Source organism: Pseudomonas cerasi (assembly GCF_900074915.1).
GTDB classification, from domain to species: Bacteria; Pseudomonadota; Gammaproteobacteria; order Pseudomonadales; family Pseudomonadaceae; genus Aquipseudomonas; species Aquipseudomonas cerasi.
Map to the genome: position 1 here is coordinate 1,130,962 of NZ_LT222319.1, position 16,774 is coordinate 1,147,735.

Genomic DNA, 16,774 nt, shown 5'->3' on the forward strand with positions numbered 1-16,774 from the left:
GGCACTCCTTTGGCGGTTCGCATCAGAAGCGCCAGATGACGTCGACAACAGCGCGGTGCATGTAGCTGTCCACGTTGTTCTGATACGCGTCGCCTGGCTTGAAGACACCTGCGCGCAGGCGCACCAGTGCCGAAGGTTCATCGAACGACTGGCTCAGCGAAGCCGGCAGCAGGCCTTGCTTGAAGTACTTGGTCACGACCAGGTCCATTTCCTGACCCAGGTCCTTGCTGCCGTCTTCCAGCGGCAGCGAGCTGAACGTACCGTTCTGGTTGTCGTTCACCGCGTTGATGCCCGAGCCACCGATACCGGTGTTGCCGTCCACGCGACGGAACTTGTGGTAGATCAGCGACGCGTCGTATTCCTCGTTCATCTGCCAGGAGGCGAACAGCGAGCCGGTTTCCACGTTGGCCATTTCGCCCTGGAAGGCTTCACCGAAACGGTGGATGCGCGAACGCGTACCGGTCCAGTTGGAGCGGTTACTTTCCAGACCGTTCTGGACGTAGTCCTTGCTGGCGCGCGAGTAGGCGGCGCCGACTTGCCATTGCGGGTCCAGACGCAGGCGCAGGCCCAGGTCGGTGGCCCAGCCATTCATGTCACGGCTGTTCTTTTCGCCGGCGATGAACTGGTCGTTGGGAGCGGAGGTCACGCCGATCTCGTCGCGCGTTCCGTTCAGCCAAGTCAGGCTGCCCCAGTAGTTGAGCTGATTGGTGTTGCTGCGATAGTTGTAGGCATCGCTGTCAGCCTGCAGGCCGACCCAGGTCAGATCGCCATTGGAGGTCTTGTCCAGATCATCCAGCACCTGGCCCTGCGACTTGAGCTTGCCGTCGTCGGCACTGTGGTGAGCACGGATACCGGCCCAATGGCCTGGTGTCCACTGGTAGCTCACCGAGCCGAACAGGTGCTTGCGATCTTCGTCGTCAGGTGCCAGTTCGGTCAGGTCGGTGCGGTATTCGCTGAAACGCTGGGCAGCACCCAGTTCAGCGCGCAGCAGCGTGGTATCGAACGACCAGTTGATGGCCTCGATATTGGTGTCGTGCCATTGACCGTCGTCGTTACGCAGACGCTGACGACCGACTTTCAGGATCTCGCCAGGGTAGGGCGTGAAACCGCTGTAGCCGATCCAGAACTCACGCAGTGCGGCGTAGGTCTTGTCGGCTTCGCGCTCGCTGGCCGTGCCACGCGAAGTCTGGGTGCCGCTGCCGTCGCTGTTGCTCTGCTCCAGCGGGTCGGTCTGAATGATGTCGGTGGCGGTGACCACCTGGCCCATCGCGTAACCGCTCCAGTCGCCGCGCTCGCCATAGACCCAGGGACGCAGGTCCAGGCCCACACCGTTGACGTCGCCGCCCGAACGGGTGCCCAGATCGCGATCATCCTCGGCCTGCGCCGTGGCTTTGATTTCGATACCGAAATTTTGCGGTTGTTCGGTCAGCGCTGCCAGTGTCGGGCAGGCCCACAACAGGGTGAAGCCAAGGCCCATGCCGGCGGCCATCAGGGGATTCAACTTCATAATGCTTCCTCACCGTCTTTTTCTTCTTGCAGGGCCTGCAATGCCATCGCGTTCTGAGTGGCGTTAGCGCCCCGGACTTTTTGCTCGCGTGCCAACAGGTCTTTGGCGGTGGCGAGCTTTTCAGGCGGCAGTTGTGTATTGAGGGCCTCGGCAAGCTCGGTCGCTTGCGGGGTCTGACTGGCCAGCGCCAGTTGCGCGAACACCCAGGCGTTGACCGGGTCGGGCATAGTGCCCTTGCCCTGCGAGAACAGTTGCGCAAGGGCGAAGTCGGCGCTGTTCTGGCCACCACGGGCGGCGGTCAGCAGCTCGTCCACGGCTTTTTGCGAGTAGACCTGGCCCAGGTAGCCGCGACGGTAGATCTGACCCAGGTAGTAATGGGCAGAGATTTCCGTGGCGGTGGCTTTCTTCAGGTGCTCCTCGGCCTTGAAGGCATCGGGCGTGACCCATTTACCTTCGTAGTACAGGCGTCCAAGCAGCAGCTCGGCGCGAGGCTGGTCTGCCGCGCGGCCGTTGTTCAGGTATTCCATCATCTTGTTGACGTCACCCAGTTCGGGGAAGTCGTAAAGCAGTTTGGCCAGCGTGACCCACGAGATCGGGTAGCCCGGCGCAACGTTTTCCAGCAATTGCTGAGCGGTCTTTTCGTCCGGTGTACCGATGGTGGAGTCACCCAGTACACGCGCGACGCTGTCCACACGTTGAGCATTGACGCGGCCAGCGGCGTAGTCGCTCTTGAGCTTTTCGATCAAGGCCGTGCGCTGCTCGGCCTGGCCACGTGTCTGGTAGACAGTGGCCAGTTCGACGTAGCAGATATCCGTGGCCGACAGCGCCTGTTTGCAGATGCTCTCGACCTCATCGAGGTGTTGAGCATATGTGCCTTGAGTGCGATACAGCAGCACCTGGGCCAGACCTGCCTCCGGATAACCGGCAGCGCGCCACTCACTGATCTTCTGCTGCGCATTCACTTCAGGGAAGGTGTGCGGGTATTGCAGATACAGCATCGCCAGCGGGATCAGCGTGCCGGATTCGCCATTGGCGAAGGCCTTTTTCAGCAGGCCTTCGGCTTCGCGATGTTCGGCTTCGGTAGCGTCGGGCTTGGCAGCCAGCAGACGGCCCAGACGCGACTGCGCCCGGGGGGAGGTCTGCGCGGCAGCGCGGTAGGTAGCCTCGGCCTGCTTGAGCTGAGCAGGGTCGCGAGTCGCGACCTGAATATCAGCCAGGCCGACTTGCGCGTCGCTGTAGCCCAGGTCCGCCAGCTGCCGATAGTTCTGCTCCGCCAATGCAGTGTCGCCGTTTTTCAGGGCTTCATTGGCAAGGCGTTGATCAGGCAGGCCGGCACAGCCGCTCAGGCCGAGCGCGACGGCGAGGCTCAGTAGCGTGGGGGTCGACAGGCGTCGTAGTGGGCTGTTCATGGTTACAGACCCGCAGCCATTGCTTTATCGATCAGCCAGTTCACGGACGGGCCGCGATCGCTGACCACTTCGACAGGGCGACCGGCAAGCGAGCTGCTCAGGCTTTCGTCAGGCTTGATCTGCACACGGATGTCGGTGGACAGGTCGGCGTCGCTCAGGTTGGTGCTGCTGATGATCTGACCCGTGCGCAGTTTGTCTTCGCCAGCGATCTGGAAGCTGACACGTGTGCCTGGCTTGACGTCGTTGAACTGGCGATAGGTGAAGCGAGCTTCAACCGTGGCCGGCGCGTTGCGTGGCACCAGTTGGAAGATCACCTGACCCTTGGACGCGAACTGATCGTCGGCAACCAGCTGGCGAGCCACGACGCAATCGCACGGGCTGGTCATGGTGCCGCTCATCTGCTTGCCATACAGCTCTTCGATCTTGGCTGGCTGCAGGTCTTCACCGGTCAGGCTGCCCTTGAGCATTTCCAGCATGCTGGTGTTGAAGGACGCCAGTGGCGCGCCTTTGGCGGCTTCGCCATTCTGGGCGACCAGGCTTTGTACGGTACCTTCACGCGGCATGGTCACGTCCATGCTTGGAATGGTGACCAGACCAGCCGATGCATGGCTGACGAAGTACAGGCCGTAGATCGTCTTGAAGATGAAGCCGAAAGCGGCCAGACCGACAATGAACACGCCCAGGCTGAAGGTCACGGCGCGCAGGCGACCCATGGCGCTCATGCCGCTGTCCTTGCCCTTTACCTTGCGTGCCTTGGTGAAGTTATCGCGCTGCAGCGTGGCCAGCACTTCGCCCAGGGTGACGACTTCGCCGGACAGGTGCGAGGTGATCAGGTGGCGCAGGGTAGCGATGTCCTGAGGTTCCAGATTCTGGAACTGGCAACCGATGCGGTTGCTGGCGTTGTCGATCGAGCGCACCTGCAGATCGACGTCCATGGCCAGGCCAAGGTTGTCGATGATGAATTGCAGGCGTCCCTTGACGATCTGCCCTTCGCTGAATTTCTGCCCGGACGGAGCAACGAAGCTCAGGCCACCGGCCGACAGGTCTTCGACACGTACCAGTGGCGCGTTGGGCTGATTATTCAGCAGGCGCAGCTTGGCAGGGATCTTGATCCGCGCGTGTTGGCGCTGGGCTTCGGATTCATGTACGACGTTCGCATTCACGGCTGTATTCATGGCTATTTTTCCTACTTAAGCGATTAATCCGTTGGCCCGGTCAAACCATCGTCAACAGCACAGCGACGAAGATGGTGCCAGCCGAGAAAGTCATGGTTCGGGACGACCACGTGTTGAACCAGCCCTGAAAGCTGGCCATGTCGCGGCTTAGTTTGGTGTCCTGGCGAGTCCAGGACTGGCGGTCCAGGCGGAAGAAGACATAGATCTTCATCAGCGCGCCGACGATCTGGTTGTAATAGAGAATGATCGGGTAGGCAGGCCCGATCCTGTGTCCCGAGAGGGACAGCAGCAGGGTGAGGATCAGACGGGTCATGCCGATCCACAGCAGATACATCAACAGGAACGCGCCGCCATACTTGAAGCTGGCGATCAGGGCGACGGTCAGACCGAGGATGGAGGTCCACATCGACACACGCTGGTCGAACAGTACGATGCTGGTGAAAATCCCCAGGCGACGTACGCCCAGACCCAGTGCACGCGAGTTCTGACGCAGGTTGTTGCCGTACCAGCGATACATCAGCTTGCGGCTGGCTTTCAGGAAGCTCTTCTCGGGCGGGTGTTCCACGGTGTTGATCGCTGCGTCCGGCACGTAGAACGTGTCGTAACCCAGGCGCATCAGGCTGAACCAGCTGGACTTGTCGTCGCCGGTCAGGAAGCGGAAGGTGCCCAGACGCCAGTGATTGAGCGAGTCGCTTTCCACGTCGGCAATGAACTCGGGGTCGGTTACCACGGTTGCGCGGAACACCGACATGCGACCGGTCATGGTCAACACGCGTTTGGACAGGGCCATCGAGCACATGTTGATGTGACGCTGAGCGAAACGCAGCTTGTGCCACTCGCTCATGATGTAGCCACCACGTACTTCACAGAACTCGTTGGTGGTCAGGCCGCCGACGTTGTCGAACAGCTGGAACCACGGCACGGTCTTGGCGACCACACCTTCGTTGAGCACGGTGTCGCCGTCGATCACTGCAACCACGGCACGGCTGTCAGGCAAGTGACGCGAGATAGCGCGGAAGCCATAGGCCAGACCGTCGCGCTTGCCGGTGCCCGGAATGCGTACGAAGTCCAGCTTGACGCGCTCCGGCGGGTTGAACTTCGCCCACATGCTCTTGACCAGCAGCTCATCGGACATTTCCACCAGCGAGCAGACGATAGTCGTCGGCAGGCCGCAGTCGATGGCTTCGCGGATAACCGAGTTGTAGACCTGTGCGGTGGTCAACGCGTCGATGCGGAAGCTGGTGACCATCAGAAACACATGGGACGGGTCTGCTGCACTGCCCAGCTTGCGAACCTTGCGGCGCAAGTGCGGGTAGACGATGTACAGGAAAATCATCCCGCGCACGAAGTGCGTGATCCCCATCGAGTAGCGCCAGATACCAACGGCGCCAATCAGGAATATAAAGTTCTTCGACTGTGAGTCGAAGATACTGGTAGGCAATGCCGCGGCAAGGCCCATGAGTAAACTTAAATAGAACAGCCAACCTGCGGCCTGTAACAGGCCGTGCTTGAGCCTCTGCATAATCGTATCCCTAAGTCAGTTGCGAGCCTCAAGCCCCAGGCTGCAAGCACATTGCTTGAGCCTGTGGCCTGGAGCCTGGCGCTTGTGGCTTGCGGCTGATTTACCAGCAGATACCTTCGGCACGACCGTCTTCGCTGGTGGCGTTGGCCATGAAGCCCACCAGATCGATGACGCGCTTGCCTTCAGGGGTCTTGTTGGCGAGGGCGCGGAAACGCTCATCGCGGTTGCCGAGGATGATGACGTCGGAGTCATTGATGACTTGGTCGAAGTCCGAGTTCAGCAGCGAGGAAACGTGCGGAATCTTGGATTCGATGTAGTCCTTGTTGGCACCGTGAACGCGTGCATATTCAACGTTGCTGTCGAAGATGCTCAGGTCGAAGCCCTTGCCGATCAGCATTTCGGCCAGCTCTACCAGCGGGCTTTCACGCAGATCGTCAGTACCGGCCTTGAAGCTCAGGCCCAGCAGTGCAACCTTGCGGGTGTCGTAGCTGGCAACCATGTCGAAAGCGTTCTGTACTTGCGACGTGTTACTGCGCATCAGCGAGTTGAGCAGGGGAGCTTCAACGTCCAGGCTGCCGGCGCGGTAGGTCAGGGCACGAACGTCTTTCGGCAGGCAGGAGCCGCCGAATGCGAAGCCAGGGCGCATGTAGTACTGGGACAGGTTCAGCGCCTTGTCCTGGCAGACAACGTCCATCACTTCACGGCCATCGACGCCGACGGCCTTGGCAATGTTGCCGATTTCGTTGGCGAAAGTAACCTTGGTGGCGTGCCACACGTTGCAGGTATACTTGATCATCTCGGCAACAGCGATGTCCTTGCGGATGATCGGTGCATCGAGTTCTTCGTACAGCGATTGCAGAACGTCGCCCGACGCTTTGTCGAACTCGCCGATCACGGTCATTGGCGGCAGGTCGTAGTCCTTGATCGCAGTACTTTCGCGCAGGAACTCAGGGTTGACGGCAACGCCGAAGTCAACACCGGCTTTCTTGCCGGAGCAGTCTTCCAGAATCGGGATAACGACGTTGGCAACAGTGCCCGGCAGTACGGTACTGCGAACCACGATAGTGTGGCGAGTGGCTTTGTCACGCAGGACATAACCGATTTCGCGGCACACCGATTCAATGTAATCCAGTTCCAGATCGCCGTTCTTCTTGCTCGGCGTACCGACGCAGATCATCGACAGGTCGGTGGCGCGAATGGCTTCGGCGAAGTCTGTAGTGCCGCGCAGTTTTCCGGTACTGATACCTTTCTGCAACAGCTCTTCCAGACCCGGTTCAACGATAGGTGATTTGCCGTTGTTGATCAGGTCGATCTTGGTGCTGGAAATATCCACACCAACTACTTCGTGACCGCGGGCAGACAGGCAACCGGCACAGACTGCACCGACGTAACCCAAACCAAATATGCTGATACGCATCGTATTCTCCTCGATTTTTCACGCCACAAATTGGCTGGATATTAATTTTGGCCAGCAGATGTCACGCGCCATCCCTCACGGCTAACAACGCCGTGGAACTAACGCAGGCATATTTAATGAGTGAGTGCCCAAAACAAGTAAGGCGAACTCAAATGACACTAAGTGCAAGCGGCAAGTAACCTGTCCGTTCGGTCAGGGCCTTGCTCTCCTTGGATGCAGTAAACCACTCCTTGTTCGACGATTGACGGCGGACCTCGGTAAGCATGCCTCTGGCGCAAGCCAGGGCCGTCCTGTTCGAATCCTGCGCATCACACCGGTTCGGCGCTTCGCCTGTCTACAACATCAACTAGTGATGTGAGTTTAGTTCTGGTACCTGACGCCAGGATCACGTGGGCCTGGCTTCCTTGTCGGTAACTTCCCGTTTTTCGAGGCGACCTGTAAGTGATCTCTTACACGTCAGCCCAGAATTGTTACGGGATGTAGGAGCGTATGAATTCGTATTTAGTTCCTGGCCACTCGTCCTGATTTGCAGATTTTGCGGTATCCGATTTGTCACAGGGAGGGTATCGAGATGATGGCTTTTTTCGTAAAAGCCTCGATTCACGAGGGGTGTAGAGGGGTGAATATGAAAGTGCCACTACTGTAAAAAGCTGAAACGCCACTAGTTAAAAAAAATGGATTTTTTTTTAAGAAAAAATCGCACGTGAGTGGCGAGTCGAAAAGTTGACGTTTGTCTGGCGTCATGAAGTTGGCATTTGGTGTTGGATCGTAGGACAGGCCGTGTAACAGCGCTCTGTTACACGACGGTTACATCATCTAGTGTTCTGCGATGTTGCGCAAAAACACCAACTTGTCAGGGGTCGACTGTTCGCGGTTGTAACGATAGCCCTGTGCATCGAACGCTTGTAATGCTTCGGGATCATTGATGCGCTCTTCTATAACGAAGCGGCTCATCATGCCGCGTGCTTTTTTCGCATAGAAGCTGATGATCCTGTACTGGCCGTTCTTGAAGTCCTTGAACTCGGTGTCGATGATCCTTGCCTTGAGCGACGAACGTTTGACGGCAGAGAAGTATTCAGTCGAGGCCAGGTTGAGCAGCAGGTCGTCGCCCTGGTCTGCCAGCGCTTCATTCAGCCATTCGCTGATCCGCGTGCCCCAGAAGGCGTAGAGGTCCTTGCCGCGAGCGTTGGCCAGCCGGGTGCCCATTTCCAGCCGGTAGGGCTGCATCAGGTCCAGTGGACGCAACAGGCCGTACAGACCTGACAGCATGCGCAAGTGGCCCTGCGCGTAGTCGAGCTGCGTTTCGCTCAGCGTTTCCGCTTCCAGGCCCGTATAGACGTCACCCTTGAAGGCCAGCAGTGCCTGCTTGGCGTTGTCGAGGGTGAAGTCCGGGTTCCAGCTGCCAAAGCGTGCCGCGTTCAATCCGGCCAGCTTGTCGGACAGGTGCATCAGTTCGCTGATCTGCGCCGGCGTCAGTTCACGCAGCTGTTCGATCAACACCCGGGAATGGTCCAGGTACTGCGGCTGAGTGAAGCGGCCGGTCGTGGGCGGTGTCTCGAAATCGAGGGTTTTTGCCGGGGAAATCACCATCAGCATGAAATCGTCTCCTTTTATCGTCCGTGGATTCTAGGGGCTGACAGCCTGCGACTCCAGCTATGGTGGCGATAGAGACCGCTCCGCGGGTGATGCCAGCATGACCTGCTGCTTTGTATGCGCGCCGACATAAGAAGCCCGGTGCATATCAGCTATAGTGGCGCGCTGGTCATGACGTTAATGGTTGATCGAGAGGACATCGGGTTTGCGTATCGTTTTAGCAGTGTGTGCAGGTCTGTTCTGGCTTCAGGCGCAGGCGGCAGCGCCGGTCATCGCCACCATTGACCGCAGCGTCTGGCCTGAACGGCTCGAGACGCCGGGGTTGTTCGACGTCGCGTCGCGTGCGGAGATCCTCGCCTTTGCCCACGAGTTGTACCTGAGCGAAAAGCTCGACGAGGAGGGCCTCAAGCAGCGCCTTGGCCTGCGCTTCGTCAACGTGCCGTCGTTGAATGTGGTTCGTCATCGGCTGTGGCTGCGGTTGCTGGAGGACTACCAGAACGCGCAGAAGAGCTGTGAGCAGGACGCCAATTTCTGTGTGCTGGTCGAGGACATGGATCAGTTGCGGCAGCGCGCCGAGGAATACCAGGTATCCAACGATTCGTTCTACGCCAACTGGGCCAGACCCAGCGCCGCATTCCACCAGCGTTACCTGAACGAGCTGCTGTTCATGGCAGCCCTGTTTCCGCAGACCAGCAGCGAGATCGAACGCTACAACTCCGATGAGATGAGCGGCGACGAGATGCCGGATCGCACCTTCATGCTCAACTTCGAAAGTGGCCCGAGCCCGGCCGACGGTGGTACCGACTGGCTGGCTGACTTTATGCGCCAGCAGAAAATGACCGCCACCTTCTTCGTGCTGGGCAAGAGTCTTCAGGAGCGTCTCGACAGCACGTCGGTTGCAGGTTTGCAGGCGCTGTATCGCCAGCAGTGTGTGGGCATCCAGGGCTGGGAGTACCGTTCGCACAGTCAGTGGCTGGACTGGCAGAATTCAGTGCAACGCAGCGCGGCACTGGTTCAGCAGGTGTTGCCGGACAACTTCGTGCCGCTGTTTCGCCCTCCTTATGGCCATCGACGTGCCGACAGCGGCAACTTCTTCCGCACCGAGCATTTGCGCGTGTCATTGTGGAATATCGACGCCGAAGACGACACCGGAAGGCTTTCTGCAGAGCAGGTGGGCGACCGTGTACTGACCCTCATGCTGCTCTGGCGCAAAGGGACGGTGGTATTCCACGATGTGGCCAACAAGGCGCAGTCGGCGCTGCCATTGCTGCTGGCCAATACCGCGCAAAGCGAGTTGATCTGGGACGATTGCCGAAATATCTCTGAAGCGCCCGAAGAACAAGGGCTGCAGAGCAGTGAAGAGGCTGCGCCGGAAGGGGAATGAAGGCAGATTCGGCGTGGGCGGACTTCCGACTTTAAACGTGCGGGGTACGTCCGCCAAGTCCTATTCGTCAGGCTGTGAAATAAACTTCAAAAAACTGTCAAAGAGCTTTTTTCTGTCATCCCTTTTGCTGTATTACGAATACAGACCGCCGAAACCTGCAACACAGGTGGCGTCTTCCAAGACCCACCTTGAGCGACATTTCTGCCCTGCCTGAAGGGGAGAATCCGGCGGCCTTTTCGTGGCGCAGTACTGTCGTGGTTCTGCGTCGCCCGGCTTCTACAAAGGTGAGCGAGTATGGATGACCACGGACGCACCCCTTCCACCAACCAGCCAATCCTTTACGTGCTCGATACCAACGTATTGATTCATGATCCAAACGCACTGCTGAACTTCGAAGAACACCACGTCGCCATCCCCATGACGGTTCTGGAGGAACTGGACAAACTCAAGGCCGGTAAACATTCGGTTGCTGCCGAATGCCGTCAGGCCATCCGTCTGATCGACAAGACTCTGGGCGAAGCTTCGCCGGAGGAAGTCGAGAAGGGCGTGCCCATCGATCGTGGTACAGGCGTGCTCAAGGGCTACCTGTCGATTTTGATGAGCAAACGCGAGGAACCCAACAGCCTGCTGCCCGAGCACCTGAACGACAACATCATTATCAACCAATTGATTGACCTGCATGCGCGCAACAAGGACTTGAGCGTCGTGCTGGTAACCAAAGACATCAACATGCGCCTCAAGGCGCGCGCCTGTGGCATTGCTGCCGAGGATTACAGTACAGACCAACTGGTCGACGACATTTCACTGTTGTCGCGTGGCTACCATGACATGACCGGTTCGTTCTGGGACCGCGTCAGCAAGGTCGATACGCGTCAGGAGCGTGGTCGTACCTGGCACCGCGTGCAGCTCACTGAAATGCTGCCGGCGGTTCATATCAACGAGTTCATTGTCGATGAGCAGGGTTTTGTCGGCTGGATCAAAGGCGTCAAGAACGACGAACTGCTGATTCTCGACATGCACCAGGAGCCTTTGCTGCATCAGGAGGCCTGGGGGCTGAAGCCGCGCGATATCTATCAGGGGCTGGCGCTGTTTGCGTTGCTCGACCCGGATATTCATCTGGTCAACCTGTCAGGCGCTGCGGGCTCGGGTAAAACCATTCTGGCCCTGGCCGCTGCCATCGAGCAGACCATGGTCACCAAGCGCTATCGGCGCATCATCGCCACCCGCAGCGTTCAGGGGCTGGATCAGGAAATCGGTTTCCTGCCCGGCACCGAGGCGGAGAAGATGGAGCCGTGGCTCGGCGCTATCACCGATAACCTCGAAGCGCTGCACATGGATGACGAAAACACCCATGGCAGTGTCGATTACATCCTCAGCAAGGTGCCGTTGCAGTTCAAATCCCTCAACTACATTCGAGGTCGCAGCTTCCAGCAAAGTCTGATTCTGATCGATGAATGCCAGAACCTGACCCCGCACCAGATGAAAACCATCATCACGCGTGCCGGTGCCGGTTCCAAAGTGGTCTGCCTGGGCAACCTGGCGCAGATCGACACCCCTTACCTGTCGGCCACCAGTTCCGGGCTGACCTACCTGACGGAGCGCTTCAAAGACTTCCCGAACGGCGTGCACATCACCCTGCAGGGCGTGCCACGCTCGATACTGGCCGAATACGCGGAGAGTCATTTGTAAATCAGATGCATGCGGGGAGCCCATGTGTGAATGGGTTCCTTGCTTGCAGCTCACGGCTTGTAGCGTGTAACTGCCACTCCCTCTACACTTCTTGCTTCTGCCAAGGAGTAACGTTGTGCTCACTCATCTCGATTCCCAGGGTCGCGCCAGTATGGTTGATGTCACGGATAAAGCCGTGACGTCCCGTGAGGCGGTGGCCGAAGCCTTTGTGCGCATGCTGCCGACGACGCTGCAAATGATCGTCAGCGGTGGTCATCCCAAGGGTGACGTGTTTGCCGTCGCACGTATCGCCGGTATTCAGGCGGCGAAGAAAACCAGCGATCTGATCCCGCTTTGCCATCCATTGATGCTCACCAGCATCAAGGTCCACCTCGCCGCTGAGGGTGATGATGCCGTGCGCATCACCGCGAGCTGCAAGCTGGCCGGGCAGACCGGTGTGGAAATGGAAGCCCTGACGGCCGCCAGCGTTACCGCGCTGACCATTTACGACATGTGCAAGGCCGTAGACCGGGGCATGGTCATCGAGTCGGTCCGGCTGCTGGAGAAGCTGGGCGGCAAGAGCGGTCACTTCATTGCCGATCAGGCACAGGTATCGTCATGAAGGTTCAGGTCCAGTATTTTGCCCGTTACCGTGAAGTCCTGGGCGTGGACAACGAGTCCGTCGAAGGCGAGTTCGCTACGCTGGATGCGTTGCGCCAGACGCTGCTGCAGCGTGGCGAGGCCTGGCAGGTGCTTGCCGAACAGAACCTGATGTGTGCTCGCAATCAGGAACTGTGCAAGCCGACCGAGCCGTTGGCCGATGGCGATGAAGTCGCGTTCTTTCCGCCCGTGACCGGAGGTTGATGATGAGCGTTCGCGTCCAGGCGGCAGCCTTCGACCCAGGCACTGAAGTCAACGCGCTGCATGCTGCCAACCTCGGCATCGGCGCGGTGGTCAGTTTTGTCGGCTATGTTCGGGATTTCAATGAAGGGCGCGAAGTGTCCGGCATGTTTCTGGAGCACTATCCGGGGATGACCGAAAAGGCACTGGCAAAAATCGTTACCGAGGCCGAACAGCGCTGGCCGTTGCTGCGCGTCGATGTGTTGCACAGGGTAGGGGCGCTGGAGCCTGGCGAGCCGATCGTGTTCGTCGGCGTTGCCAGCGCGCACCGTCAGGCGGCGTTCGAAGCCTGTGATTTCGTCATGGACTACCTCAAGACCCGCGCGCCGTTCTGGAAGCGTGAAAACACGTCAGAAGGCACGCGCTGGGTGGAAGGTCGTCACAGCGATCACCAAGCGGCTGATCGCTGGAAGTAAGCATCAGGCGTTGCTGCGTACCACAGCCCTGAGCAAATGAGTCGGCGGTGTCTCGCAACTGATCTTGCGGCCCAGTTTTTCCTCGATGGCGGGCAACTGGTAAGAGTCATCCTCACCGGCAAAACTGATCGACACGCCATCGGCGCCGGCGCGACCGGTACGGCCGATGCGGTGTACGTAATCGTCCGGCACTTCGGGCAGGGTGAAGTTGATCACGTGGCTGATGCCGTCGATGTGAATGCCGCGACCGGCCACATCGGTGGCGACCAGCACGCGGATCTTGCCTTCGCGGAAGCCTTCAAGGGTCTTGATGCGCTTGTGCTGAGGCACATCGCCTGACAGCTGCGCCGCGTTAACGCCATCGCGCACCAGACGCTCTTCGATGCGCCGGACTTCGTCCTTGCGGTTGGCGAAGACCATCACCCGTTCCCAACCATTGTCGGTCACCAGGTTGTAGAGCAGCTTGTACTTGTCGGCACCGGCGACGGCATAGATATGCTGTTCGACGTTGTCACTGGCAACGTTCAACGATTCGATCTCGACGATGGAAGGGTCTGTCGTCCACTGCTTGGCGAGGTTCATCACGTCTTCGGTGAAGGTCGCGGAGAACAGTAGGGTCTGGCGCTCACCCTTGTGCGGCGTCTGACGAATGATCTGACGTACCTGCGGGATGAAGCCCATGTCCAGCATGCGGTCGGCTTCGTCGAGGACCATCACTTCGACCATGTCCAGGTGCACTTCGCCGCGCTGGTTGAAGTCCAGCAGGCGGCCAGGCGTGGCGACCAGGATGTCGCAGTGCCGTGCTTCGAGTTGTTTGAGCTGCTTGTCGAAGTCCATGCCACCGACGAACGTCATGACGTTCAGGTTGGTGTACTTGGTCAGGTCGGCGGCGTCCTTGGCGATCTGCACCACCAGCTCGCGGGTCGGTGCGATGATCAGCGCGCGCGGCTCACCCATGTAGCGTTCTGCAGGCGGCGGCGTCTGGGTCAGCTGTTCGATGATCGAGATCAGAAACGCAGCGGTCTTGCCGGTGCCGGTCTGGGCGCGTCCGATCGCATCCTTGCCCTTGAGGGTGAAGCCCAGTACGCCCGCCTGGATCGGTGTGCAGTACGGGAAACCCAAGTCCTGAATCGCATGCATCAGTTCAGGCGCGAGGTTGAAGTCGTGGAAGCGGGTCTTGCCTTCCTGGGGTTCGACGACGAAATCTTCGAGTTTCCAGGCCGGCGCGGGCGGTTTTGTCACGCGCTCGCGACGCGGGCGCTCGGCCCTCGGCTTGTCGGTGCGCTGCGCTCGGGCTTTGGAGGGCTCGCTGGTCGTGTCCAGAGCCTGAGTCTGGACAGCATGATCCGGTGTGTCGCCTGTGGCAGCGGGAGAGGCGGGAATAGAGGTTATCGGAGTAGGCGCAGGCTGCTCAGCCTCGCTCTTACCGAACATCTTTTTAAGTGCTTTGAGCACGGTCATCTCATCAATTGGTTAAGGAATGTACGCCGAGCAGTGTAAAGCAAGAACCGTGCTCGGCGTAGTGCCATCCATGGCGAGCTACAAAAGCGGTCCGCCGCAACGGGCTCAGAGCGCTTCAGCGAAGCCGTTCAGCCAGCCAGACGCCTATGTCGCGAATTTCCTCCGGTAACACTTGATGCTCCATTGGGTATTCCTGACATTGAACGGTTACACCCTGGGCGGTGAGGTGGTCGTAGACGGCGCGACCCATTGGATAATGCACAACCGCGTCGTGCTTGCCGTGCAGGCAGTAGGCCGGGATGCGTTGCTGACTCGCCGACAGGGTCATCTCGTTGCTGAATGTAGGGGCATAAGTGGACAGCGCGAGTACGCCGCCCAATGGGCCCTGCCAGCGACGGTAGCCAGCGTGCAAGACCACCGCGCCCCCCTGGGAAAAACCGGCCAGGAAGATTCGCGCCGGGTCGATGCCGCTGTCGCGCTGCTGCTCGATCAGGTCCAGCACCTTCTGCGCCGAGGCTTCCATCTGATCATGATCAATGGCCCGGGCCTCTGAACTCATGGACTTGATGTCATACCAGCTGGGCATTTCATAACCGCCATTGACGGTCACGGCGCGCGTCGGTGCCTGAGGCAGTACGAAGCGGGTGGTGCGCAACGACTCCTGCAGCGCCTCGGCGACCGGCAGAAAATCATAGCGGTCGGCACCCAATCCATGCAGCCAGATAACGCAGGCGTCGGCGGGGCTGGAAGGTTCAATGATCAAAGAATCGCTCATGACTGCTCCATTTGTGTGCGCGGGCTCTTTTTGAGCGCATTAATAAGGTGCGCGGGTAGATTAAAAATGAAAGAAGATGTCGCAAGGTTACAAGTTTTTGTCTTGACCTGTCGCTAATTCGACTTAGCCAGCATGCTGGTACGGGCTTTGCTACAGCAGGACTGGAGTCGAGTCGCTCACATCGTTCGGTAACACTATAAGGCTATTACTTATAGCGATCGAAAAGCAGCTCGGGAGTCCATGCGTCAGGATTCGCGGCACGATTCAACCTGTACCGCTCCGGTCCGGGAAAATCATGGGGTTTCAGTCCACGGGGCCGATTCTGAATGATGAAGACGAATGACGGGATGATCCTGCAGGCAGTTCATGATTCAGGCCCAGCGTTGCATGACCCAAAAATAAGCCAGCACGGGTCATTAGCGCCTCACAAAGGTGCGACGCGACTGAGACACCTACACAACAAAGAGCAAACTGGAGGTTTTTGAATGAAGATGTTGAAATCTACCCTGGCTGTCGTCACCGCCTTGGCCGCATTCGGTGTGACCGGGGCTGCCAACGCCGGTGCCACGCTTGACGCTATTCAGAAGAAGGGTTTCATCCAGTGCGGCGTCAGCGATGGCCTGCCAGGGTTTTCCGTTCCGGACTCCACCGGCAAGATCACCGGTATCGACGCTGACGTCTGCCGCGCCGTTGCAGCCGCTGTGTTCGGCGACGCTACCAAGGTCAAGTTCAGCCAGTTGAACGCCAAGGAGCGCTTCACCGCGTTGCAATCCGGCGAGATCGATATCCTTTCGCGTAACACCACCTGGACCAGTTCCCGTGATGCGGGCATGGGCCTGGTGTTCACCGGCGTTACCTACTACGACGGTATCGGCTTCCTGGTAAACAACAAGCTGGGCGTGAAAAGCGCCAAGGAACTGGACGGTGCAACCATCTGCATCCAGGCCGGTACCACCACCGAGCTGAACGTCTCCGACTACTTCCGTTCGAACGGCCTGAAATACACCCCGATCACCTTCGACACCTCTGACGAAAGCGCCAAGTCGCTGGAAGGCGGCCGTTGCGACGTGTTGACTTCCGACCAGTCGCAGCTCTACGCACAGCGCAGCAAGCTGGCCAAGCCGGACGATTACATTGTTCTGCCTGAAGTGATCTCCAAGGAGCCTCTGGGCCCTGTCGTGCGTAAAGGCGACGAAGACTGGTTCTCGATCGTTCGCTGGACCCTGTTCGCCATGCTCAACGCCGAGGAAGCCAAAATCACTTCCAAGAACGTTGAAGCTGAAGCCAAGTCGACCAAGAACCCCGACGTAGCCCGTATGCTGGGCGCCGACGGTACTTACGGCAAGGACCTCAAGCTGCCGAAAGACTGGGTCGTGCAGATCGTCAAGCAGGTCGGTAACTACGGCGAAGTGTTTGAACGCAACCTGGGCGAAGGCACCCCGCTGAAAATCAAGCGTGGTCAGAATGCCCTGTGGAATGCCGGTGGCATCCAGTACGCTCCACCTATTCGTTGATTGACCCGGCGCCCGACAGGCTTCCCAGCCTGT

14 protein-coding genes are annotated in these 16,774 nt (G+C 58.9%); 6 read left to right on the forward strand and 8 right to left on the reverse strand.

The features are described 5' to 3' along the window. Window positions 1-22: 22 nt before the first annotated feature. The 6 genes from PCPL58_RS07620 to yaaA all read right to left on the reverse strand — a co-directional run bounded on the left by PCPL58_RS07620 (window position 23) and on the right by yaaA (window position 8,626). Window positions 23-1,507 (reverse strand): alginate export family protein, encoded by a 1,485-nt coding sequence (locus tag PCPL58_RS07620; RefSeq protein ID WP_003433626.1) that lies wholly within the window; start codon window positions 1,505-1,507, stop codon window positions 23-25. Then, a complete protein-coding gene (algK, locus tag PCPL58_RS07625) occupies window positions 1,504-2,916 on the reverse strand; it encodes an alginate biosynthesis TPR repeat lipoprotein AlgK (RefSeq protein ID WP_003433625.1) in 1,413 nt (470 codons plus the stop codon). The genes PCPL58_RS07620 and algK overlap by 4 nt, the downstream gene beginning before the upstream one ends. A gap of 2 nt (window positions 2,917-2,918) precedes the next feature. Beyond that, window positions 2,919-4,091, reverse strand: coding sequence for a PilZ domain-containing protein (locus PCPL58_RS07630; protein ID WP_065349161.1), 1,173 nt, complete (start codon window positions 4,089-4,091; stop codon window positions 2,919-2,921). Window positions 4,092-4,131: 40 nt separating this feature from the next. Further along, a complete protein-coding gene (gene alg8, locus PCPL58_RS07635) occupies window positions 4,132-5,613 on the reverse strand; it encodes a mannuronan synthase (protein WP_002552255.1) in 1,482 nt (493 codons plus the stop codon). A gap of 100 nt (window positions 5,614-5,713) precedes the next feature. Continuing rightward, window positions 5,714-7,030, reverse strand: a complete 1,317-nt coding sequence (locus PCPL58_RS07640; protein WP_003365389.1) for a nucleotide sugar dehydrogenase — start codon at window positions 7,028-7,030, stop codon at window positions 5,714-5,716. 816 nt (window positions 7,031-7,846) lie between these two features. After that, entirely contained in the window at window positions 7,847-8,626 is a 780-nt protein-coding gene (gene yaaA / locus PCPL58_RS07645; RefSeq protein ID WP_065349162.1) for a peroxide stress protein YaaA, read from the reverse strand. A gap of 202 nt (window positions 8,627-8,828) precedes the next feature. On the opposite strand from yaaA, the gene PCPL58_RS07650 reads away from it, so the two are divergent. The 5 genes from PCPL58_RS07650 to moaE all read left to right on the forward strand — a co-directional run bounded on the left by PCPL58_RS07650 (window position 8,829) and on the right by moaE (window position 12,991). Then, on the forward strand, window positions 8,829-10,007 hold the full coding sequence (locus tag PCPL58_RS07650) for a polysaccharide deacetylase family protein (protein WP_065349163.1): 1,179 nt from the start codon (window positions 8,829-8,831) through the stop codon (window positions 10,005-10,007). Window positions 10,008-10,301: 294 nt separating this feature from the next. After that, window positions 10,302-11,696 (forward strand): PhoH family protein, encoded by a 1,395-nt coding sequence (locus PCPL58_RS07655; protein WP_065349164.1) that lies wholly within the window; start codon window positions 10,302-10,304, stop codon window positions 11,694-11,696. 115 nt (window positions 11,697-11,811) lie between these two features. Further along, window positions 11,812-12,297 (forward strand): cyclic pyranopterin monophosphate synthase MoaC, encoded by a 486-nt coding sequence (moaC, locus tag PCPL58_RS07660; RefSeq protein ID WP_065349165.1) that lies wholly within the window; start codon window positions 11,812-11,814, stop codon window positions 12,295-12,297. Next, entirely contained in the window at window positions 12,294-12,539 is a 246-nt protein-coding gene (gene moaD / locus PCPL58_RS07665; RefSeq protein WP_003365381.1) for a molybdopterin converting factor subunit 1, read from the forward strand. Before moaC ends, moaD begins: the two co-directional genes overlap by 4 nt. A 2-nt stretch (window positions 12,540-12,541) precedes the next feature. Beyond that, complete coding sequence (moaE, locus tag PCPL58_RS07670) at window positions 12,542-12,991, forward strand: molybdopterin synthase catalytic subunit MoaE (RefSeq protein ID WP_003365379.1); 450 nt, start codon at window positions 12,542-12,544, stop codon at window positions 12,989-12,991. A gap of 3 nt (window positions 12,992-12,994) precedes the next feature. Here moaE and rhlB read toward each other — a convergent pair whose 3' ends face one another. Together rhlB and PCPL58_RS07680 are read right to left on the reverse strand one after the other, a co-directional pair. After that, window positions 12,995-14,452: an ATP-dependent RNA helicase RhlB gene (rhlB, locus tag PCPL58_RS07675; RefSeq protein ID WP_162273811.1), complete on the reverse strand. Its 1,458-nt coding sequence runs from the start codon at window positions 14,450-14,452 to the stop codon at window positions 12,995-12,997. A 115-nt stretch (window positions 14,453-14,567) separates the two neighbouring features. Continuing rightward, the gene (locus PCPL58_RS07680; protein ID WP_065349166.1) at window positions 14,568-15,227 is read right to left on the reverse strand and encodes an alpha/beta hydrolase; all 660 of its coding nucleotides are present in this window, start codon (window positions 15,225-15,227) and stop codon (window positions 14,568-14,570) included. 485 nt (window positions 15,228-15,712) lie between these two features. On the opposite strand from PCPL58_RS07680, the gene PCPL58_RS07685 reads away from it, so the two are divergent. Further along, complete coding sequence (locus PCPL58_RS07685) at window positions 15,713-16,741, forward strand: amino acid ABC transporter substrate-binding protein (protein ID WP_003365373.1); 1,029 nt, start codon at window positions 15,713-15,715, stop codon at window positions 16,739-16,741. Window positions 16,742-16,774 lie beyond the last annotated feature (33 nt).